This is a genomic window from Cupriavidus sp. 05L310, from assembly GCF_056398185.1.
On record NZ_JBFTOX010000005.1, the window covers coordinates 76677 to 93024 of the forward strand.

11 protein-coding genes are annotated in these 16348 nt (G+C 67.2%); 6 read left to right on the forward strand and 5 right to left on the reverse strand.

Features of this window, described 5'->3' with window-relative positions; all coding sequences use genetic code 11:
- Nucleotides 1-21: 21 nt before the first annotated feature.
- The 5 genes from cobW to AC1DS6_RS04635 all read right to left on the reverse strand — a co-directional run bounded on the left by cobW (nt 22) and on the right by AC1DS6_RS04635 (nt 7550).
- Entirely contained in the window at nt 22-1101 is a 1080-nt protein-coding gene (gene cobW, locus AC1DS6_RS04615) for a cobalamin biosynthesis protein CobW (RefSeq protein WP_441632420.1), read from the reverse strand.
- 162 nt (nt 1102-1263) lie between these two features.
- The gene (locus AC1DS6_RS04620) at nt 1264-5412 is read right to left on the reverse strand and encodes a cobaltochelatase subunit CobN (RefSeq protein WP_477102177.1); all 4149 of its coding nucleotides are present in this window, start codon (nt 5410-5412) and stop codon (nt 1264-1266) included.
- Nucleotides 5413-5420: 8 nt separating this feature from the next.
- Nucleotides 5421-5852: a DUF2149 domain-containing protein gene (locus AC1DS6_RS04625; protein WP_441636446.1), complete on the reverse strand. Its 432-nt coding sequence runs from the start codon at nt 5850-5852 to the stop codon at nt 5421-5423.
- Nucleotides 5852-6526, reverse strand: a complete 675-nt coding sequence (locus tag AC1DS6_RS04630; protein WP_441636448.1) for a MotA/TolQ/ExbB proton channel family protein — start codon at nt 6524-6526, stop codon at nt 5852-5854. The genes AC1DS6_RS04625 and AC1DS6_RS04630 overlap by 1 nt, the downstream gene beginning before the upstream one ends.
- A gap of 520 nt (nt 6527-7046) precedes the next feature.
- Nucleotides 7047-7550, reverse strand: coding sequence for a DUF6630 family protein (locus tag AC1DS6_RS04635; protein ID WP_441636450.1), 504 nt, complete (start codon nt 7548-7550; stop codon nt 7047-7049).
- Nucleotides 7551-8089: 539 nt separating this feature from the next.
- Here AC1DS6_RS04635 and AC1DS6_RS04640 point away from each other — a divergent pair.
- From AC1DS6_RS04640 to AC1DS6_RS04665, 6 genes are all read left to right on the forward strand, one after another.
- Nucleotides 8090-8257, forward strand: coding sequence for a hypothetical protein (locus AC1DS6_RS04640; RefSeq protein WP_441636452.1), 168 nt, complete (start codon nt 8090-8092; stop codon nt 8255-8257).
- A gap of 194 nt (nt 8258-8451) precedes the next feature.
- Nucleotides 8452-11208, forward strand: coding sequence for a magnesium-translocating P-type ATPase (gene mgtA, locus AC1DS6_RS04645; RefSeq protein WP_477102178.1), 2757 nt, complete (start codon nt 8452-8454; stop codon nt 11206-11208).
- A 137-nt stretch (nt 11209-11345) separates the two neighbouring features.
- Nucleotides 11346-12068: an MgtC/SapB family protein gene (locus tag AC1DS6_RS04650; protein ID WP_477102179.1), complete on the forward strand. Its 723-nt coding sequence runs from the start codon at nt 11346-11348 to the stop codon at nt 12066-12068.
- A gap of 1213 nt (nt 12069-13281) precedes the next feature.
- Nucleotides 13282-14211 (forward strand): Bug family tripartite tricarboxylate transporter substrate binding protein, encoded by a 930-nt coding sequence (locus AC1DS6_RS04655; protein ID WP_441636466.1) that lies wholly within the window; start codon nt 13282-13284, stop codon nt 14209-14211.
- A gap of 96 nt (nt 14212-14307) precedes the next feature.
- On the forward strand, nt 14308-15507 hold the full coding sequence (locus tag AC1DS6_RS04660) for a CaiB/BaiF CoA transferase family protein (protein WP_035868222.1): 1200 nt from the start codon (nt 14308-14310) through the stop codon (nt 15505-15507).
- Nucleotides 15504-16343, forward strand: coding sequence for a citryl-CoA lyase (locus AC1DS6_RS04665; protein ID WP_441636458.1), 840 nt, complete (start codon nt 15504-15506; stop codon nt 16341-16343). The genes AC1DS6_RS04660 and AC1DS6_RS04665 overlap by 4 nt, the downstream gene beginning before the upstream one ends.
- The last annotated feature ends 5 nt before the right edge of the window (nt 16344-16348 follow it).

The following is a 16348-nucleotide window of genomic DNA, read 5'->3' on the forward strand; positions in this document are numbered from 1 at the left end:
GTGCCTGGGCTAGGGTCTGCCTCAAGCCACGCGCACGGCGCCCGCCAGCGCGGTTTGCAAGGCGGCCTGCAGGGCGGGCTGGTCAAGATCCTGCCCGATCAGCACGATGCGGGTGGACTGCGTCTCGCCCGCTTGCCAGCGGCGGTCGAAGTAGCTGTCGAAGCGGCGGCCCACGCCATGCAGCACCAGGCGCATGCCCTTGCCCGGCAACGCGGCGAAGCCCTTGATGCGGTAGATCGTATGGCTTTCCACCAGTTGGCGCAGGCCATCGATCAGTGGATCGCGGTCCACCTCGCCGAGCTCCACCACCACCGAATCGAACTCGTCGTGATGGTGGTCGGCGTGATCGGGATCGTCCGCCGAGCCGTGGTGGTCGGGCCGCAGGTGAATGCTCTCCTCCGAGGCACGGTTCAGCCCCAGCAGCAGCCCGATATCCAGCTTGCCGCCCTGCGCGCCGACGATCTTCACTTCGGCGGGGATTTCCGGACGGATCAGCGCTTCCACTTCGGCGCGCTGCGCCGCGTCGATCAGGTCGGTCTTGTTGAGGATGACGAGGTCGGCGGCGCCTAGCTGGTCTTCGAACAGTTCATGCAGCGGGGATTCGTGGTCGAGATTGGGGTCGGCCTTGCGCTGCGCGTCCACGGCGTCCGGATCGGCGGCGAACTGGCCGGCGGCGGCCGCGGCGCCGTCCACCACGGTGACCACCGCGTCGACCGTGAAGGCGCTCTTGATGCTGGGCCAGTTGAAGGCCTGCACCAGCGGCTTGGGCAGCGCCAGGCCGGATGTTTCGATCAGCACATGGTCGATGTCGGCGCGCCGCTCCAGCAATTGCTCCATCACCGGGAAGAATTCCTCCTGCACCGTGCAGCACAGGCAGCCGTTGGCCAGTTCGTAGAGCTGGCCATTGCTCTCGCCGGACTCGTCGCAGCCGATGCCGCAGCCCTTGAGGATCTCGCCGTCGATGCCCAGTTCGCCGAACTCGTTGACGATCACCGCGATGCGGCGGCCGCCGGCGTTTTCAAGGATATGGCGCAGCAAGGTGGTCTTGCCGCTGCCAAGGAAGCCGGTGACGATGGTGGCGGGGATTTTACGGGTCTGCATGGGCGGATTTGCGAATTCGGCGTTGGGGTTGAACCGGGGCTTGCGAAGCGATGCGGGCGTTTGGCAAGTTATGCACCACGCAGCCGGTAAGCGGCGGCGGTCCCGGCCGCTGCGAGGGGATCAGCATAAAGAGATACGGAGGTGCTGTCCACCGGCGCCGCGTCAGCTTTGCGCCGGTCCGCGCCGCCGGCCGCGCCACCACTCGGCGCCCGCGCCGGCGCCAACCAGCAGCAGCATCAGCACGGCGGCCCGGAGTGCCTCGCGGGGCGCAAGGCCCGTCAGGGGCGCGGGCGGCGCGAGCTTGAGCACGCGGCTTTCCAGCAAATGGCCGGTGACTGGCCCGGTGGCCGGCTCGGTGGAGGGACGCGGCGCCGGTGGCTGCGGCGCGGCCTGGCGCGCAGGCCGTGCCGCAAGCGTCTCGGCCAATCCCGCGCGTGCGCCCTGCGCGGCCGGCTCCCGCCCCGGCATGGCGCGCGCCAGCCGCTCGGCGAATGCGCGCAGCGTATCCGACGGCAGCCGGGCTTGCTGCCCCAGCCCGGCGATGTATTGCATCAGCACCGGATTGCCGCAGCTATTGGCCGAGCACGACAGTCCGTCGCGGTTGACCGATTCCACATAGCGCCGCGCCATATCGGCGCGCTCTTGCGCCGTGAAGCGATAGCTGCCCTGCCGGTCCACCTCAAGCAACCGTGCCAGGATGCCCTGCCGCGCGTGCGGGTTGCTTTGCGAAAAGAAGCGGTCCATGCCCAGCCCGTGCTTGTCGGCCACGTAGACTTCATACGTGTTCTGCCAGAAGCTGCCGCTCATCTGCTCCGGGCTCGTGGCCTGGAAGCCATAGAGATGCTCGATCTCCTTGAACATCTCGCGCGCGCCGGCATAGCCGGAGCGCTGCATGTTTTCGATCCAGCGCGGGTTCCAGTTGCGCGCGTTGAGCTCGGTTGCCAGCCAGGTGCGGGCATCGACAGTCTGCTCCTCGCCGGCGCGGCGCAGGTTGTGCAGCCAGAAGCGCGGCGCCTGCCCGCTGACCGCGCGCGTGGCCATGTTCAGGCCGCCGGCGTACTGGTAGGTATCGTCGTTGTCGAGCGCGCCGTACAGCGTGCTGGCGCGCGAGAACAGCACGGCCTGGTTGGACTTGAGATGGCTGGCCAGCGCCTGCGGCGCGGTTTCGCCCCAGCCTTCGCTTGAAAACGCGAAGTTCATATAGCGCAGGTATTGCCGCGCCAGCGCGCCCGGCTGTTCCCCGGCCTGCGGCACATCCTTGCTCTGCTCCACCATCTGCTGCACGCCGATGCTGTAGTTGCCGGGCTTGGCGGCAAACACGCGGGCGCGGGCCAGGCGGCCGGCCAGTTGCGGTTCCACGCCGGCCGCCAGCAGCGTTGCCCGCGCCTCGCGGTCGTGGCGGCTGATGGCGTTGTCGCCGGCGGCGGCGGCCAGGCGCGCGGCCTTGTCCAGCAGCGCCACCTTGTCGCCGAAACCGTCGCGGTAAATGCCGGAAATGGTGAACAGCACGTTCACGCGCGGGCGGCCGAGTTCGGCATCGGGAATCAGGCGCACATCCTCAACCACGCCGCGGGCATTCCAGACCGGCTCCACGCCCATCAGGTAAAGCGCCTCGCTCTCCATCGCGCCCTGGTGGCGTTCGGTCTCGCCGTACCACAGCACCATCGACACCTGTTCCGGCGCGGCGCCGGTTTCCTCGCGATAGCGCGCCAGTGTCTGCGCCGCCAGTTGCTTGCCGAGTGCCCAGGCGGCCGGCGTGGGGATCAGCGCGCCGTCGAAGGCATGCAAGTTGCGCCCGGTGGGCAGGCCCTGCGGGGTGCGAACCGGATCGCCCAGCGGCGCGGTCGGCAAGTAGCGGCCCGCCAGCACGGTGATCAGGCCGTCGAGTTCGCGGCGCGGCGATTCGCGCAACCGCGCCAGCCACTCCCGCGCCATCGACAACGCGGCCTTCGCCTTGTCCGCCAGCGGCTGCCCATCGCCGACGCCGGCGGTGTCGGGCTCGCGTCCCTCCACCAGCGCGCCCGCCCAGCGGGACAAGGTATCCTGGCCGATGCGGCGCGTCTCGCCCGCGTCAAAGGCGCTCCCCAGCACGGTGGCCAGCGCCTGCTGCTGGATATCCGGCGGTGGCAGTTCGCCTAGCGCATGGATGCCCAGCGGCACCGGCTCGGCCTCGACCTTGTGCAGGAAGCGGTGGATCACCGGCTCGACCTGCGCCCAGGGCGCGCCGAGGTCCAGCCCGAGCTGGCGGTCCAGGCCCAGCGCGCGGATCTGCGCCAGTGCCTGCAAACGGTATTGCTCGGCAAGTGCCGGAGAGCTGTCGGCGGCGGCTTCCTGCTGCTCGATCACTTCGTCCAGCTTCGCCAGCGCGTCCGGCCAGCCCGCGCGGGCGATCAGCGGCGTCAGGTGGCTGACCAGCACGGCCGCGCTGCGGCGCTTGGCCTGGATCGCCTCGCCGCCGCCGTCCTGGATGTAGTAGTAGGCGTTGGGCAGGTCGCCCAGCAGCACTTCGGCACTGTCGCCGCCGCTCTGCCCCACCTGTTTGCCCGGCAGCCATTCCAGCGTGCCGTGGCGGCCAACGTGGACCATCGCGTCGGCGCCAAAGGCGTGGCGGCACCAGAGGTAGGCCGCGATATAGGAGTGCGGCGGCGGGGTCACCGTATCGTGCGAGCTGTCCATCGCACGCGCGAACGTGGAGCGCAGCGGCTGGGGGCCGACGAACAGGTTGCCGAAGCGCAGGCCCGGAATGACGAAATCCTGCCCGCCGTGGCCATCGCCAACCAGCATCAGCGGATTGCGCTCCGGCGGCCCCCAGGCTGCCAGCACCGACTGGCGGAACGCCGCCGGCAAGGCGTCGAACCAGCGCTTGTACTGCGGCATCGGCAGCAAGCTGACCCTGCCGCGCGACACCATCTCTGCCAGTTCGCCGGGCGACCATTCTTCCATGTTGCGGCCGTTGCGTTCCAGCAGCGCGGTGAGTTCGGCCGTGTCCGGCAACGCGGTGCCGGTGCGGTAGCCGGCTTCCCGCAGGCGCGCCATGATTTGCACCAGCGACGGCAGCGTGGCCAGGTAACTGGCGCCGATATTGCCGCGGCCCGGCGGGTTGTTGTAGTAGAGGATGGCGATGCGCTTGTCCGCCGCGGGCTTGTCCTGCAGCGCGATCCAGCGCCGCACGCGGGCCACCGCGGCGTCCGCGCGCTCCGGCACGGCCCGGCTGGTCTTGGCGCCGCCCTCGTCCTCCAGCGTGGCGAACAGGATCGGCTCCGTGGCGCCGGCACGCTCGGGCGTGTTGAGCAGCAGCGGCAACCGCTCGCCGCCGATGCCGCGCACGTCCGCGCGCCACGCTTCCTGGCTGTCGCGCGTGGCGATCAGGTTGATGGCATGCAGGCCCCGGCGTTCCAGCCAGGACTTGTCTTCGGCCCGGCTGATAGTGAGGTTCAGCGTCAGCAGCGCGCGCAAAGGGCTGTGGCCGTCGGCCGCCAGCATCGGTTCCAGCCCGGACAGCGGCCAGCCAAACGCCGGCACCGCGCCGATGCCCTGGCGCTCCAGCGCCGCGATCAGGGCATCGATATGCGCAAGGTCCTGCTGCCGATAGTTGCTGGCGTAGAAGGCGATGCCGACCAGCGGCGCCTGTGCAGGCAGGCCGCCGGCTCCGCCGCCGCGATACCAGGCCAGGTAGTCCTTGAGCGTGGCGAAGGGCTGCGCGGCGCGCGGATGATAGATGCCGGCCGTGGGCAGCGGGCGCGGCGGCGGCACGGCGATGGCTTGCTCCCCGCGCACCGCGGCCACCAGCCAGGCCAGCCAGCCGGCCAGGTTGTCGGCGCCGCCGGCGCTCCAGTAAGCCTCGGCGGCCTGGTTACGCGCGGCGTCCATGCCGATGCCCCAGGCGGCCTCGGCGGAGGCGGCCGGCGCCGCCAGCACCAGCGCGCCGCGCTGCCGCGCCTGGCGCACAGCCGGTGCCACCTGCCGGAGCACGGCAGTTGGCGCGAAGTAGGCGTAGACGACATCGGCGGCGGCCACCTGCGCGGGATCGGGCGCCGTGGTGACGGCGTCGAGCCGCACCCTGCCCGGTCCCGCCAGTTCACGCAGGCGCGCCTCGGCGGCGGGCAGCAGATGGGTATTGGTAGTGATCAGCAACACGCGGACAGGGGCACGGCCGCCATCGGCTGCGGGTTGCACCAACCCCGCCGCGTGGGCTCGCCCGCACAGCAGGACAAGCGCGAGCAACAGCCAATGCAACGGGCGGGACCGGAACATCGCATCCGCCAGCATCGTCATCGGTGCGAGGGACACCGTGAACGGCGTGCGCGGCATCGAACCCATCAACGCGCAGCCGGCGCCGATGCCGCCGGGACAGGCCGGGTGCCCGGCGCCGCGCCTTCCGGCACATACACCACGCTGCCGTCCGGCAACTGGTAGGCCACGCCCAGCCGCGTGCCCTCGCCGGTCTTTTGCTGCGCGGACATTTTGCTGACCTTGACCTCCCTGCGGTTCTTCTCCAGCAACTGCAGCTCGCCGGTCCGCGGGTCGCGCTGGACCATGGTGAATTGCGAATCGGGATTGAGCAGTTGGGTCAGGCTGAAGGCTTGCGTGAGCGCCACCATCAGGCCCACGGCAAAGACGATGGAGGCGTCGAACAGGTTGGCGACGCCGGCCAGCGGGTCTTCCCGGTGCACCGACGCCAGCTCGCCCTGCGCGCGGCGGCGCCGCACAAAGCGCCGGCGCCTGAACTGGTGTCCTTGACCCGCGTCCATCAGGCGTGCGCTCCGGCGAACTGCGCCGCGCCGCGAACATGCGCTGCCTCGGGCAAGGCCCGCAGCACCAGCTCGCACAGGTTTTCCATTTCCTTGAGGTCGACCCGCGCCCAACGTTCGCGGGTCAGCGTCAGCACGTAGGCGATGCCGCCCAGCACCAGTCCGCAGACCACTGCGCCGAAGCCAATCACCAGGTGATTGACCATGCCGGCCATGTCGCCGGCCAGCAGCGATTGCAGCGCCGGCCCGAGCGGGATGATGGTGCCGGCCAGGCCCAGCATCGGCGCGATGCGAACCAGCGTGCGGGTCAGATCGAGCCGGTTGGCCACGCGCATTTCCTCGCGTTGCAGCGTTTCATCCAGCCACAGGTCGAGGTGTTCGTGCGAATCGAGCCGGGCCAGCCGTGCTTCCAGCATGTCCCAGAATCGGGCGAGCGAAGGCGACAACGATGCCGCGCCCAGATGCGGCCGCGTGCCGTTGCGCAGGCTGGCGGCCAGCGCATTGGCCAGCGCGGGCAGATCGCTGGCCGGCGCATTGGCGCGGCGGCGCGACTGCACCAGCAGGCTGCCGAGATCGGCCAGCGAAAGGACAAACAACGCCAGCAGCGCCAGCGCGACCGGCCAGAAGAACGCCGTGGAAAGGCGGTAGAAAATCTCGGTGACGGCGCTTTCCATCGTGATTGGCGGCTAGGAGTTGATGCGGATTGGCGAACCGGGTGAGGGCCCTGGCGAGCCCCGGCGCAGCATTGTACGTCGGCGCCGGCGCGGCGCAATCACGCACGCCGGGGTAAGTGCCGCTCCCAGGCAAAAAAGCCAGGCCACATTGCATGGCCTGGTTGGCAAAACGGCAGCAGGGGGCACTGCTGCCGGCGGGTATGAGATGCCGCAAGGGACACCTCGGCGAACAGGTTAGCGCCTTGCGATTGTGGTAACGCGAGGGGACTGACGCGGCTTGCCCGGCGCCCGCCACAATGTTGTCCTCAAGGGAACGGCGCGTGCTTCGGTGGGAAACGATAAGAGCCAGGCCGAACGCATCCGGCGGATCGTGGAGGAGGCTGGCTTTAGCTGCGCGAGCCAAGGTCGGCGAACGGGAAAGCCGACGGCAATGCGCAACGCGCGCAAATGTCAACAAATGTGAATGCGAGCGACATTCGCGCCGCGGCCCCGTTTGCAAGTGCGGGGCCGCGGCGGCGGCTCAGTAGGTTTCGTCGGCGGGATCGATCATCAGGTGCAGGCGGCTGGCGAGTTCAGCCAGCGCGGCCTCGTCGCGGCTGCGGATCATCCATCCTGCGTAGGCATCGGCCTGTGTGTCCCAGCACCACAAAGTAAAGCCCGCCGCGCGCAATGAAGCCTGCGCGATGGCCATCAATTGCGGCACATCGTGCCGCGCGAGAAAGGCACTTGAAAGCGGATCGGTCACGCCCCAGCCGACACGCACGCCGACGCGGTCGCACAGAGCCTGCACGCTGCGGACCAGGGCGGCAGTGTCCTTCCATTCCACGTAGAAGCCCGCCGCATGGCCGATCGCCTCATTCAGGGGCCACAGCAGCATTTGGCCGTCGCAGCCTGTTTCAGCGCGCGCTAGCGCCCGCTGAAACGAGGCCCAGTATTCTTCCGCGGCATCCTGATCGTGCAAGGAAATCAGCAGGATCAACTCACGCAAGGCAGCCTGCGTTTCACTTGGGAGCACTATGGTCATAGACTTCTTGCTGGTTGAGGAACACAGGAAACCGAAGGGATCCGGTGCGTGCAGGGCACAACGCGATGCCGCGCGGATCGCAGCCCCCTATTCTGACAAAGGTTGGTGCGAGGCGCCATATGAAAGCGCAACGAGATCGCACCCGCGGACACGCCGGCGTAGCGGCGCACGGTCCGAACGGCATGAAATTTAGGACTCGTCTTAGCGCGCGACGAAGCCGGAAGAAAAGGGTTGCCAAGCGCGCATCGGCTTTGCTACGCTTCGCCCCGTTATCGCTACGGAGTCATCTCCATGGACAGTTGTTCTAGTTGGCCTCCGGCCAAACTCTGAACGGCTAGGCAAGTCCAGGCGTCTTATCGCCACTGCCTAGCCGATACCGGCGGGTAGTGGTCCGTTGCACGGGTTCTCCGTGCGACTCCCTCCCAGTTCGTTGCAAAAGCCTGCGGCTATCCAGCCACGGAGCGCGCTCGTCCGCGCCCCGCGATGTGGTACCCGCCCCTGCCAGCGCGCGCCTTCGGGCCATCGCGCAAGGAGGCCTCATGCCGTCTCTCCTCATCGCACAACACGCCTTGCTGGCGCTGCAGATGCTGCGCTGGCACGCCGGCCGCCCCGGCCGCGCCGCCGTGCTGCTGCTCGCACTGGCGCTGCCGCCGGTCTGTCCTGCCGAAGCGCGTCATGACGACGCGCACCGCCCCCCGCCGGGCTGACGCTCGCACCCGGCCTGGCGCCGCATTGCCGGCACGCCGGCTCGCACCTGCGTACGAGCCCTGGCGAGGCTGGCCTCCCACGCTGCCCCCCTGTTCTTGCACTTGCAGTATCCGTCCATGGCGGCGCCTCGCCCTAGCCGCCCCGATCACGCATCGCCGCCCGGCTCGCCGGGAACCACTGGGAAACCGCACCGATGAACCTGATGAAAACGCTCTTCGTCGCCTTCCTGCGCACGCGCCGGGCGACCCACCACTTCCGCCGGCTGGCGATGTTTGAGTCGCTGGGCAAACCGGGCCCCTCACGCACGGTGCCGGAGCAACTGGCGCAATCCCTGAAGCGCGCCGCCAGAGAAGACGTGCCTGACGTGCTGGTACGGATGCGCTCGCACGAGGACGGCCTGACCGGCGCCGAGATGGAGGAACGGCTCAAGCAGTTCGGCCCCAACGAAGTCGACCATGAGAAGCCGCTGCCTGCATGGCTGCACCTGTGGCATTCCTACAGCAACCCGTTCAATCTGCTGCTGACGCTGCTGGCGGTGATTTCCTATTTCACCGAGGACATGAAAGCAACGCTGGTCATCGGCACCATGGTGACGTTGTCCACCATCCTGCGCTTCGTCCAGGAACGGCGCTCCAACCAGGCCGCGGAAAGCCTCAAGGCCATGGTCAGCACCACCGCCACGGTGATCCGCCGCGACCTGGCCGCCGGCGTTGCCGCCGTCAGCGCGGAATACTTCAACGTGCACGTGCACTCCCGCCCGCCGGCCAGGATCGAAGTGCCGATCCGCAAACTGGTGCCGGGCGACCTGGTAGCGCTTTCCGCCGGCGACATGATTCCCGCCGACTGCCGCATCATCGCCGCCAAGGACCTCTTCATCAGCCAGGCGGCAATGACGGGGGAATCGCTGCCCGTGGAAAAATTCGCGGAACTGCGCGACCGGCAGGACAGCCCGCTCGAACTCTCCAACATCGTCTTCATGGGCACCAATGTGGTCTCGGGCGCGGCCACCGCCGTGGTGCTTGCCACCGGCAACCAGACCTACTTCGGCACGCTCGCCGCGCGCGTCACCAGCACCGAACGCTCGGCCACCGCCTTCCAGGCCGGCGTCAACCAGGTGAGTTGGCTGCTGATCCGTTTCGCGCTGGTGATGGCGCCGCTGGTGCTGCTGGTCAACGGCTTCACCAAGGGCGACTGGATGCAGGCCTTCCTGTTCGCGCTATCGGTGGCGGTGGGCCTGACGCCGGAGATGCTACCGATGATCGTCACCTCCACGCTGGCCAAGGGCGCGGTGATGCTGTCGCGGCGCAAGGTGATCGTGAAGCGGCTCGACGCCATCCAGAATTTCGGCGCGATGGACGTGTTGTGCACCGACAAGACCGGCACGCTGACCCAGGACAAGATCGTGCTGGAGCGGCATACCGACGTGCTCGGCCGCGTGAGCACCGACGTGCTCAAGCACGCCTACCTGAACAGCTACTACCAGACCGGGCTGAAGAACCTGCTTGACCGCGCGGTGCTCGATCATGTGGAGTTGCAAAGCGAGTTGAAGCTGACGCAGCATTACCGCAAGGTCGATGAGATCCCCTTCGATTTCGAGCGGCGGCGCATGTCGGTGGTGGTGGCCGAGCGCGAGGACCACAACGAACTGATCTGCAAGGGCGCGGTCGAGGAAATGCTGGGCATCTGCTCGCGCGTGCAGATCGATGGCACGGCGCAGGCGCTGGACGCCGGTATGCTGGCACGCGTGCGCCAGGTGACGCACGACCTCAACGAGGAAGGCTTGCGCGTGGTGGCGGTGGCGATGAAGGAAACGCCCACCACGCAGACGCAGTACGGCGTGGCCGACGAATGCGAGCTGACCCTGGTGGGCTACATTGCCTTTCTCGATCCGCCCAAGGACTCCACCCGCCCCGCGCTGCAAGCGCTGGCGGAACACGGCGTTACGGTCAAAGTGCTGACCGGCGACAACGAGCTGGTCACCGCCAAGATCTGCCGCGAAGTGGGGCTGCCCGTCACGCGCGTGCTGCTGGGGCCGGACATCGAGAAGATGGACGCGCCCACGCTGGCGCGCGCGGTGGAAGAGCACAATGTGTTCGCCAAACTGTCGCCGCTGCACAAGGAGCAACTGGTGCTGGCGCTGCGCGCCAACGGCCACGTGGTTGGCTTCATGGGCGACGGCATCAACGACGCGCCCGCGCTGCGCGCGGCCGACATCGGCATCTCGGTGGACAGCGCGGTGGATATCGCCAAGGAAGCCGCCGACCTCATCCTGCTGGAAAAGAGCCTGATGGTGCTGGAGGAAGGCGTGATCGAAGGCCGCCGCACCTTCTGCAATATGCTGAAGTACATCCGCATGACGGCCAGCTCCAATTTCGGCAACGTCTTCTCCGTGCTGGTGGCCAGCGCCTTCCTGCCGTTCCTGCCGATGCTGCCGCTGCAACTGCTGGTGCAGAACCTGCTGTACGACGTCTCGCAGATCGCCATCCCGTTCGATCGCGTGGACAAGGAACTGGTCTCGCGCCCGCTGCGCTGGAACCCGGGCGATATCGGCCGCTTCATGGTGGTGTTCGGCCCGATCAGCTCGATCTTCGATATCACGACCTATGTGGTGATGTGGTACGTGTTCGCCGCCAACAGCGTGGAGGCGCAGGCGCTGTTCCAGTCCGGCTGGTTCGTGGTCGGGCTGCTCACGCAAACGCTGATCGTGCATATGATCCGCACGCCCAGGCTGCCCTTTATCCAGAGCCGCGCGGCCTGGCCGCTGACCATTGCCACCGTGGCGATCATGGCGGTGGGCATCTGGCTGCCGATGGGACCGCTGGCGGCATACTTCAAGCTGGAGGCATTGCCGCCGGGCTATTTTCCCTGGATGATCGGCATCGTGCTGGGTTACGCCTTGCTGGTGACGGTGGTCAAGCGCTTCTATATCCGGCGGTTCGGGTGGCAGTAAACGCCCGGCGGCGCCCCCGCCACCCTTGCGGGGGGCGCCGCCCGTGACATCAGGATGACACCTGGCGGGCGTAAAAGCAGGCACGACAGAATGACAGGTACCAAAAACAATAACTTTCAAGACCGGGGAAAACCATCATGTCCCTCCAAGCTTTCCAGAACATCAACCTGGACTCGCTGCTCGACACCACCGTCAGCCTGACCACCGCCTTTGTGCTGGGCGCGGTGATCGGCTACGAGCGGCAGATCCGCCAACGCACCGCCGGCCTGCGCACCAATGTGCTGGTGGCGGTGGGCGCCGCCATCTTCGTCGACATGGCCAACCGCATGGCCGGGCACGACGGCGCGGTGCGGGTGGTGGCCTATGTGGTGTCGGGGATCGGCTTCCTCGGCGCCGGGGTGATCATGCGCGAGGAAGGGAATGTGCGCGGGCTGAATACCGCCGCCACGCTATGGGGCTCGGCGGCGATCGGCGCCAGCGCCGGTGCTGACCTGATACTGGAGGCCGGGCTGGGGTGCCTGTTCGTGCTGGCCGCCAATACGTTGCTCAGGCCGGTGGTTAACCGGATCAACCAGCAGCCAATGGATACGCCTGCGGTGGAAGTCACCAATACGGTCTATGTGATCGCGCCGCGTGCTTCGCAGAAACAGGCCTTGCGGTTGCTGGAGCAGACGCTGGAGGCGGGGAATTATCCTACGCGGGATCTTGAGGTGCATGCGTTTGGGGATAGCGATGTGGAGATTGAGGCGGTGTTGACTTCGACTTCCGTCGATGGGGATGTGTTGGATCGGTTGATGGCGCGGTTGGCTGAGGCGGAGTTTGTTCATCAGGCGTTTTGGAGTCCTAGTACTACGGATTGAGAGGGGGGGTTCTGAGGTTCTCTGCAGGTTCTCTGGGGTTCTCGCTGTTTGGTGTTCGGTGTTGGCTTTTGGACCCAACAGCGTACGACATCCCCCTGCGGGGGACGCCGGTCACTCTTCTTTGCTTCGGCAAAGAAGACTAACGAGAAGAAAGCCGACCCTGCCGGGGGCAGAGCCATCAGGCGATTCGGCGGCAGTGATTCCGTCGTACGGGCAGTGGCTTCGGCTGGCATGCTCTACCGGCTTTAACGGCAGCACGACTGCATGACCCAGTGGTTTCGTGGTGCGGCCCCCGATGGCGGGCGCCGTGCCCATTCGGCCATCTGCCGTTCGCGATGCAACGGGCTGCGCTATCTCATGCTTTGCTGGTTTCGTGGTTTTTGTCTCTGACGGCAAATACCCTGCCATTCGACACCCTGCCGTACCGGCGCTTGCCTTGACGGAATACAGCCGTCCTCGTTTCGTGGTGGGCCCCTTGGCCCGGTCAGCGAACACGAATCTGACGATGGTGTTGTGCGGTTCACTACCATGACATGCGCGAGGCCACGGGCGACTGAGCGCGGGCCACCGCGCCCACCACGAAACCCATCATTGCGAAGTTGCGCGGCGCCCGTCCCTGCGAACGGCAGGGACCGAACAATCACCGCGCGTGCCGCCAGAGACAAAACCACGAAACCACCAAGGCGGGCAGCGTCGTGGCGCTCGGCACCGCGAACGGCAGATGGCCGAATGGGCACGGCACCCGCCATCGGGGGCCGCACCACGAAACCATTGGGTCATGCAGTGGCGATGTCCTTCAAGCCGGTGAGGCACGCCAGCCAACACTCAGGGCCGTACGACGAAACCACCGAGGCCCATAAGCCTTATTGCTCTGCCCCCGGCAGGGTCGGCTTTCTTCTCGTTAGTCTTCTTTGCCGAAGCAAAGAAGAGTGACCGGCGTCCCCCGCAGGGGGATGTCGTATTCCTTTGGGTCCAAAAACCAACACCGCTCCATAAAAAACCCCCAAGCCCCAAAACCACATAAAACCCCACCCTTGACAACCCTCCCCACCCCTCCTATCCTCTCGAATAAATTCCCTAAGTAAGACCACTGTTCTATCCTACAGAACACAAAAAATCACCCAACGGTGCAGAGCACCACCCCAAACAGGAGACAAAATTGACCCTCTTCCCCTCCCCCATCCGTGCCCTGCTCCTCCTCGCCATCCCCGCCATGCTCGCCACCGCCGCCACCCCCGCGGCAGCGGACAGCTACCCGAGCCAACCCGTGCGCCTGGTAGTACCCTTCCCCCCCGCCGGCGGCACCGACGTCATGGCCCGGCTGGTGTTCAACAAGGTAGGCATGTCCACCCACTGGAACGTGGTGGTGGAAAATCGCGCCGGAGCAGGCGGCAATATCGGCATGGACGCAGTAGCCAAGGCCCGTCCGGACGGCTACACGCTGGGCATGGGCCAGACCGCCAACCTGGCGATCAATCCCACCCTGTATCCCAAGATGCCCTACGACGCGATCAAGGATTTCACGCCAGTGGCGCTGGTTTCCGCGCAGCCGCTGGTGCTGATCGTGCGCAAGGATGCGCCATACAAGAACCTGGCTGATCTCGTTACCGCCGGCAAGGGCAAGCAGCTATCGATGGCCTCGGCCGGCACCGGCACCGTGGGCCACCTCACCGGCGAGATGTTTGCCCGCCGCACCGGCATCAAGATGTTGCATGTGCCGTACAAGGGCGCCTCCCCGGCACTGACCGACCTGCTGGGCGGCCAGACCGATTTCTACTTCGCCACGCCGCCCATCGCGCTGCCCATGATCAAGGCCGGCAAGCTGCGTGCCCTGGCGGTGACTTCGGCCAAACGCATGCCGCTGCTGGCCGACGTGCCCACCGTGATCGAAGGCGGCTACGCCGGCTTCCAGGCGGAGGACTGGAAGGCGCTGGTAGCGCCGGCCGGCACGCCGGCGGACGTGGTCAAGCGCGTCAACGAGGAAATCAACAAGGCCATCACCCAGCCCGACACCATCGCCAAGATGCGCGAGGAAGGCAGCGAGCCGCGCGGCGGCAGCCCTGCCGACCTGGGCGCGTTCATGAAGGCGGAAAACACCCGTTGGGGCACCATCGTGCGCCAGTCCGGCGCCAAGGTAGAGTAAAGCCTCCCGGTCTTTACCGCCCCGACCGCTCCGCACCCCGGGGCCGGCTTCGCTGCCACGAAGCCGGCCCCGGCACTGATACCTGGAATCCGCGCCATGCAAAAACCGCTACGCCATATCCGCGTCCTCGATCTCACCAATGTGCTGGCCGGCCCTTTCTGCTGCCACCAGCTGGCCCATATGGGCGCTGAAGTCATCAAGGTGGAAACGCCGGGCACCGGCGACCTCGCCCGCCAGCTCGGTGCCGACGCCGAACTCAACCGCCGGCTGATGGGCGTGTCCTTCCTGGCGCAGAACCCCGGCAAGCGCTCCATTACCGTCAACCTCAAGCACGCGCGCGGCAAGGAAGTGTTCCGCAAGCTGGTGGAGAGCGCCGACGTGCTGGTGGAGAACTTCCGCCCCGGCGTGATGGACCGGCTGGGGCTGGGCTTCGACGCTCTCAAGCTGATCAATCCCAAGCTGATCTACTGCGCGATCTCCGGCTTCGGGCAGGACGGCCCGCTCTCGGACCTGCCGGCGTACGACCAGATCATCCAGGGCATGTCCGGCGTGATGAGCATCACCGGCGACCCGCAGACCGCGCCTTACCGCGTGGGATACCCGGTCTCGGACACCATCGGCGGCATCACCGCGGCCTTTGCCGTGGCCGCCGCGCTGGCCGACCACCAGCGTACCGAGGGCTATTTCATCGATGTGTCGATGCTCGAGGCCACCCTCGCCACCATGGGCTGGGTGGTCTCCAACTACCTGATCGCCGGCAAGACTCCGGCGCCGATGGGCAACGAGAACATGACGGCCAGCCCGTCGGGGGCCTTCCACACCGGCGAGGGCCTGATCAATATCGCCGCCAACAAGCAGGAACAGTTCGAAGCGGTATGCCGGGTGGTGGGTCGCCCGGAACTCGCCACCGACGCGCGCTTCGCGGAACGCCAGGCGCGGCTGGCCAACCGCGCCGAGCTGACGCGCGAGCTGGAAGCCGAGCTGGCGAAGAAGTCCGCCGACGCATGGTGGCAGTTGTTCAACGAGGCCGGCGTGCCGGCCGGCCCGGTCTACAGCGTGCCGCAAACGCTGGACCACCCGCAGGTCAGCGGGCGCGGCATGATCGGCGACTTTGCCGACGTGCCCGGCGTGGGCCGCGATATCCGGCTGGTGCGCACGGGCTTCAAGCTCAACGGCGAGGCGCCGTCGGTCGATACGCCGCCGCCGGAACTCGGCCAGCACACCCGCGAAATCCTCGCCCAGCTCGGCTATGGCGAAGCTGACATCGAAACCCTGCAACAGGAGCGTGCCGTATGAGCGAACCCATCAACGAAGGCCAGCGGCTGTCCCAGGACTGGTGGCGCACCGAAATCATCGACATGCAGCCCGGCGAGATCCGCTACCGCGGCTATCCCATCGAGCAACTGATCGGTCAGGTGTCGTTCGCGCAGATGATCTGGCTGATGCTGCGGGGCGATCTGCCGGGCCGCGGCCAGGGCGAATTGCTGGATGCCGCGCTGATGTCGGCGGTGGACCACGGCCCGCAGGCGCCCAGCATCGCGATCGCACGCATGGCTGCCACTTGCGGTGTGGGGCTGAACAACGCCATGGCGTCGGCCGTCAACGTGCTGGGCGACGTGCACGGCGGCGCCGGCGAGCAGGCGGTGGAGTTGTACCAGGATGTGGCGCGGCGCGTCGACGGCGGACAAACGCAAGAAGAAGCGGTCAAGGGTGCGCTGGCGGATTACCGCGACAACCACGGCAAGTTCGTGTCCGGCTTCGGCCACCGCTTCCATCCGCTGGACCCGCGCGCTCCACGCCTGCTGGCACTGGTGGACAAGGCCGCGGCCGAAGGCGTGGTTTCGGGCCGCTTCGCCGGCATCGCGCGCGCGGTGGAGGCCGAACTGGGCGCCGGCCGCAGCAAGCCCATCCCCATGAATATCGACGGCGCCACGGCCGTGATCTATGCCGAACTGGGTTTCCCTGCCCCCCTGGCGCGTGGGCTGTTCTGCCTGTCGCGCTCCGTCGGCATCCTGGCCCACGCATGGGAGCAAACCCAGCAAGGCGGCCGCAACAAGGGCCCCATCCCGCGCCAGTACATCTGGACCTATGACGGCCATCCGCCGCGGGACGTGCCGCCCGCGCAGGACTGAGCGGT

Bases quoted from the DNA above. Each gene is read 5' to 3' on its own strand.
- cobW (WP_441632420.1), bottom strand. From the start codon at position 1,101: ATGCAGACCCGTAAAATCCCCGCCACCATCGTCACCGGCTTCCTTGGC.
- AC1DS6_RS04620 (WP_477102177.1), bottom strand. From the start codon at position 5,412: ATGCCGCGCACGCCGTTCACGGTGTCCCTCGCACCGATGACGATGCTG.
- AC1DS6_RS04625 (WP_441636446.1), bottom strand. From the start codon at position 5,852: ATGGACGCGGGTCAAGGACACCAGTTCAGGCGCCGGCGCTTTGTGCGG.
- AC1DS6_RS04630 (WP_441636448.1), bottom strand. From the start codon at position 6,526: ATGGAAAGCGCCGTCACCGAGATTTTCTACCGCCTTTCCACGGCGTTC.
- AC1DS6_RS04635 (WP_441636450.1), bottom strand. From the start codon at position 7,550: ATGACCATAGTGCTCCCAAGTGAAACGCAGGCTGCCTTGCGTGAGTTG.
- AC1DS6_RS04640 (WP_441636452.1), top strand. From the start codon at position 8,090: ATGCCGTCTCTCCTCATCGCACAACACGCCTTGCTGGCGCTGCAGATG.
- mgtA (WP_477102178.1), top strand. From the start codon at position 8,452: ATGAACCTGATGAAAACGCTCTTCGTCGCCTTCCTGCGCACGCGCCGG.
- AC1DS6_RS04650 (WP_477102179.1), top strand. From the start codon at position 11,346: ATGTCCCTCCAAGCTTTCCAGAACATCAACCTGGACTCGCTGCTCGAC.
- AC1DS6_RS04655 (WP_441636466.1), top strand. From the start codon at position 13,282: ATGCTCGCCACCGCCGCCACCCCCGCGGCAGCGGACAGCTACCCGAGC.
- AC1DS6_RS04660 (WP_035868222.1), top strand. From the start codon at position 14,308: ATGCAAAAACCGCTACGCCATATCCGCGTCCTCGATCTCACCAATGTG.
- AC1DS6_RS04665 (WP_441636458.1), top strand. From the start codon at position 15,504: ATGAGCGAACCCATCAACGAAGGCCAGCGGCTGTCCCAGGACTGGTGG.